Annotated in this window: 3 protein-coding genes; 1 reads left to right on the plus strand and 2 read right to left on the minus strand. The window is 42.3% G+C overall.

The annotated features are described in order from the left end of the window. Window positions 1-447 precede the first annotated feature (447 nt). Window positions 448-1,284 (minus strand): photosystem II manganese-stabilizing polypeptide, encoded by an 837-nt coding sequence (gene psbO / locus IQ229_RS11185; RefSeq protein WP_194043697.1) that lies wholly within the window; start codon window positions 1,282-1,284, stop codon window positions 448-450. A gap of 786 nt (window positions 1,285-2,070) precedes the next feature. On the opposite strand from psbO, the gene IQ229_RS11190 reads away from it, so the two are divergent. Further along, window positions 2,071-2,418 carry a hypothetical protein gene (locus tag IQ229_RS11190; protein WP_194043699.1) on the plus strand — a complete coding sequence of 116 codons (348 nt, stop codon included), beginning with the start codon at window positions 2,071-2,073 and terminating at the stop codon, window positions 2,416-2,418. Between the two features lie 110 nt (window positions 2,419-2,528). Here IQ229_RS11190 and IQ229_RS11195 read toward each other — a convergent pair. Beyond that, a partial coding sequence (locus tag IQ229_RS11195; protein WP_265582974.1) for a WD40 repeat domain-containing protein occupies window positions 2,529-5,454 on the minus strand: 2,926 nt, incomplete at its 5' end.

The following is a 5,454-nucleotide window of genomic DNA, read 5'->3' on the forward strand; positions in this document are numbered from 1 at the left end:
AATGATGAAGTTAATTTAGAGAAACGAAACAACAGTAGTCGAGCTTTTATTTCACAAGCAAAAGTTGGATTTACAGTAAAATTACGTGCTCATTCCACTGAAAATTATCCAATAGTTAAAAATTACTAATAATTTAAAAAAATTTTATGTATATTTACGCAAGCTAATAAGAAAAAGGGTGAGACACCCTTTTTTGTACTTAAGTCTATAGTGTTTTTAATGAAAGGGATGAATCAAGTCACCTATAAGACTGAGGGATAAGAATTTTCCCAATTGGCAAGGCTATTTTGCCCCCAATTTTACTCAGATTTAACTTTTCCCCATTTTTGTAAAAAATCTATCCACCCTCCTTAAAAAAGAGGGTGGATAGTTTAACTTTTGCGAACAAGTCTGATACTTACAGAATTGTCGTTTTGAGTGCCAGTCAGTTGCCTTACTTTCGAGGATTTAGCCACGAGTCGATTCAACCCGTGCATAAAATAGACCACGAATCTTGACTTCTTTAGGTTCGCCAGCACCTAAATCTGTATCAGATGGCTGTTCGCTCTCAAAAGTGCCAGCAATTTCACCGCTAGAACTGTCTATTTTGGCGATTTGCAAAGAAATCTTGCCATTGAGATTTTCAGCACGCTTGACGTTAGTGCGGGTAAGTTCTTCATCATCTGCTTGGGCGGGGAGAGCTACAGCATTATCGTAGCCACTGACGACACCACGACCTTTAGGATCTAGGAAGGCAGCACCACGATAGGAAGGAACTTTAAAGCTGCCTTCAAAGTCCGTAGAGGTGTTAATACTGGTTAAGCTGGGTTGGCTTTGAGCAACCAAATTTTTGATGGTGAAGAGGAAAGGTACTCGCTCACCACCAGGAAGTTGCACAGTAATGGCTTGGAAGTCAAGACCATCAGTTTCCGTAAAGGTCAGGCTATTATCTGCGTTAACTTTTAGATTACCTTGCACCTGGTCAATGGTGGAAGTGTATCTGGTCAACAATTTGCCAGCAACAAATTCTGCTTCTTGGCGTTTATTAGCAGGTTCTTCTTTGATGAAGAAGCTAGTTGGTTCCAAGCAAAGTTCTTTGATGGTATAAGACTGACTAGAATCAATGGGAATGGAACCACGGCTTGTTTCTGCTAGCTGGGGGCATTTGTTCGCCAAGCCAGTGCCGCGAATTTGATCGTAAGTGAGTACATCTCTACCACTACTGGTAGTAGGAGCATCACTACAAGCGGTTATTAGTCCCAGGCACAAAGCCAAGAATGCAACAATTAAAGCGCGATACCTCATGGTCAACCTCAATCTCAAAAATTAATATCTAAGTTGTAAAACTGCATCGAAGCTTCGATCTCTGATGAGAAGCCGCTACTCTGCGAAAAGCTACCTTTGTTCGGACACGGCTTTGCTCTGATTAAGAGAGTTGAAGCAAGTGTTCGGGTGTCTAGTTGTCAGACGCTGCTCAAACTTTTCTCTGCTAAACGTAGTTAAACGTGTCGCTCTCTTGAGCTTGGAGTGTAAACCCCAGACTAAGTAGAACACTGCATCCATTTTGGATGTGTGTCATTAGGGAGCAAAAAACCAGCAGTTTTACTGTTGGTGGCATTTGTTTGGAGTTGGGCGAGTGTATGAGTAAGCCTCACACAGAGAAGCATAAATGCTTGTGCCTTGAAAAGTGCGAACAGGGGTGTCTGCTTCGCACTTTGCTCTTGCTTATTGCAAAAGCGTCGTCGCCCAAGTCTTTTTGTATCATGTATGTGACGCCACTACATACAGCCCATTGTTGGATGGGTAAATCAGCCAGATCATACGATTTTTTTTAACTCAAAATCAAAGTTCTCAAAATCCAACAAAGTCTCGTCCCGATCGCATCTAGCTTCTGTAAAGCCTATGCTAAAGGTTACTACGCTCTTTTTGGAGCGATCGCAATTGCTTTTGATAAAGATACAAATCTAGTTATATTCACCCCTAACTAGGGCAACTCAGGAGATGCGGTAACAGGGAGACAACTGACAAACTAGGGAAAATTAAAAATCTCCGGTAAATTTGAGTTGACCTCATTTATACGGAAAAGGTGGCATGAACGATCACAAAAATATTGAATCAGAGAAATTGTCTGGTAAACTGCAAGCGATCGCAACTGTGGTGTATGATGCCGCTACAGCTTGTGAAGGCGATACTGTAGCTCTTTTGGCTTTGCTGCGGCAATTAGAGCAGTTACACCGAGAGATCCGGGATGGGATTTTTCAAGAGAGTTTGCCTGTTAACCGCCGCCAACTTTACTCACTGCTGAAAGATATTGAGTCTGAGGGAGGCTGGCCCTACATTGAGCGCATGAGGCTACAAGCCTTTTTAGCGAATTTGCCACAAGAGGCTCCCGAAGAAAATAGCCATGAACTTTTGGAGAGCGATCGCTCTTTTGGCTGATTAGCTCGAAATTTATTTCTAGTTCTGAATTAATAACTCTGATCGCCTCATCAACCGCTAAACTAAGAGCGGTTGCTCATTGAGGCTTCAACCTAATTCGTAATTTGTAATTAAAAAGGGTTTGTACGGGTTATCCCATCACAAAGAAGGCGATCGCGCTTTTCAAGATTACGGTTGTGCTTAAGGTAATCACCCAACCAATCGCAACCACGAATAAGCAGATCGTCAAGATTTAAATTCCACAAAATTATTGTCTTATCATAACTAGCTGATGCTAGTGTTTGACCATCTGGGCTAAAACTGACACTTAATACCCCAGCGCGATGACCATTGAGACTTTTAATTAATTTGCCGTCACTGCTCCAAAGTTTCACTGTACCGTCCCAGTTGGCGGCTGCGACCAATTCACCATTGGGGCTAAAAGTCACGGCATTGATGCTATCGCTGTACCCTTTTAATAACGTTTTTAATAATGTCCCATCCCGTCGCCACAGTTTCACCGTATTATCCCAGCTGGCAGAAGCCAGTAACTCGTCATTGGGGCTAAAGCTGACACCCATCACCCAGCTGTCATTGGGCGAGAACGTTTTGAGTAAAGTACCATCCCGTTGCCAAAGTTTAACGGTTCCATCATCACTGGCAGAGGCTAAAACCTGATTATCATGGCTGAAGTTTACGCTATTTATCAAACCCTGGTGCCCCACTAAGGTTTTGAGCAACTTACCCTGACGGTTCCAAAGTTTCACTGTTTTATCTTTGCTAGCTGATGCCAACAACTGACCATCAGAACTAAAATTCACGCTCATCACACTATCACTATGCCCGTAGAGAGTCATGATTAAAGTACCGTCAAGCCGCCAAAGTTTAACTGTTTTGTCAAAACTTCCTGAAGCCAGCATTTTACCTTTGGGATCAAAACTGACACTAGAAACTTTATTTGTGTGCCCCACTAAAGTTTTGTAAAGTTGGGTTTTGACCTCGCCACTATTGGTGTATCGTTGCCAAAGCTTAACAGTGCGATCGCTACTACCAGAAGCTAGCATCCGGCCATCGGGACTCCAAGCAACGCTCAAAACTTGCTTCCGATGCCCTTGAAGAATAGGCGGTGTTGGGGCGTCTAAACTCCATAGTTTCACACTTTTGTCATAACTTCCTGAAGCCAGCAATTTGTTATTTGGACTGAAAGCTAAACTGACAACATAATCACTGTGTCCTTTAAAGGTTTTGAGTAAAGTACCAGTCATACTCCAGAGGTTTATGATTTTGTCTTCACCAGCGGAAGCTAACTTTTTACTATCGGAACTAAAGCTCAAACTCCACACTGTTTTATTATGCTGCCGTAAAGTTTTGTAAGGACGAAAGTTAAAACCGTCTTTAGTACTGTTACTTTCCCTCTGCCAAAGTTTCACTGTCTTATCTAGACCTGCTGATGCCAAGAATTTACCGTCTGGACTGAAAACAGCTATAGTCACACCTTTCTGATGTCCCTGCAAAGTTGTAACAAGGCTACCATCCCGCCGCCAGATTTTCACTGTCTTGTCGTCGCTAGCTGAGGCGATTAATTTACCATCAGGGCTGAAATTTACCCAGTTAACTGACCCTTGATGTCCACTTAATATTTTTACTAAGCTACCGTCTTTGTGCCAGAGTTTTACGGTTTTATCCTTACTGCCAGTAACTAACAACTCGCCGTCAGGACTGAAATTAACGCTATAAACCCAATCCCCGCGTCCTTTAAGGGTTTTATATGGCTTGGGGTCAAATTCACCTGTAACTGGGTTTTTGTGCCAAATTTGCACTGTTTTGTCGAGGCTGGCAGACGCTAGGGTTTGACCATCAGGGCTAAAACTTACACAGGTGACAGCATCAGTGTGACCTTTAAGAGTTTGGAGTAAGATACCGTCAGGACGCCAAAGTTTCACCGTTTTATCCAGGCTACCTGATGCTAGCAACTGACCATCCAGGCTAAAAGTTACTCCCCAGACAACATCAGTGTGCCCTTCCAAGCGGTTAACCTCTGTTACCCCATAAACTGCTTGTTGCAAGGCTGTCACTACCCGCATTCGGGTATCTGGCTGCACGATCTCTGCTTGTTTAAGTCTTCTCCAAGCCCGCAAACCTTCTAATAGGGCATCAAATTCTTTATTAGAAGCAAATAAAGCTTCGCTAGCAGCAGCGATTCCACTAATTTTCAAGTTGGTTTCACTGCGTTCAGCTCGTAGAGTTTGACGGACTGCTGCTCTTTTTTGTAAGTCGGCTTGCCACCATAATGCTGCTATTGTTCCCCCCATAATTGCTAGGATTGCACCTGCTATCCGCGCTTCCCGCAGTCGCCGTTGCAATACCAAATTTAGTTGCTTTTGACTAAGTTGTTGGGCTGCTTCGGCTCTAGTTTTTTCAAGTTTGATTTTTTCTAATTCGGCGAGCATACCATAGTTGTTCTTTTGGCGAATTGGTTCAACTAAATAATCGTGAACCAACTGGTAGCGATCGCCTAACTCTTCTCTAACTCGCAATACCAAGCCTGAACCCACCAATATTTCTAAAATCAGTTCTCCAACTTTGTCAAAGCTTGATATCGTATCTATATCATAATTATTAACTAATGCAGCCGCTAAATCAGCTTTAGTTTTTAAAGGTCGCGTCCCCTTTTCATCTGTTAACTCAAATAATAATTTCCAACTTAACTCTTCGTTCTCTTGACCGCAGTCTTTGATAACTTCCCCTAACCAGCGTTCCACCAATTTTGCCGAGCCACCACAAAGCTTATATTCTGCAAGTGTCATAATGTTTTCTATTTGTAGTTGAGCGCCGACTATTTGTAATTCAATTGGATGTACTTCGTCTAGTTCTCCTGTCAAATCCTGCACTAATCGGTTAATTAATTCCTCACTTAGTTCATAATGTGAACGTTGAGTAAGACTGTGAATTATGGCTTTGGCATCTCGGCTAGAGAATTTTCCTAAATAGTAGCGAATATCCTTATCAAGAATATTTTTATTAAGTACTCCTAAATCATATAAACCAGTACTATTT

The organism is Nostoc cf. edaphicum LEGE 07299 (assembly GCF_015207245.1).
Taxonomy (GTDB): Bacteria; Cyanobacteriota; Cyanobacteriia; order Cyanobacteriales; family Nostocaceae; genus Nostoc; species Nostoc edaphicum_B.

Excerpts from the sequence above, each read along its gene's own strand:
- psbO (WP_194043697.1), bottom strand. The coding sequence starts at position 1,284 with ATGAGGTATCGCGCTTTAATTGTTGCATTCTTGGCTTTGTGCCTGGGA.
- IQ229_RS11190 (WP_194043699.1), top strand. The coding sequence starts at position 2,071 with ATGAACGATCACAAAAATATTGAATCAGAGAAATTGTCTGGTAAACTG.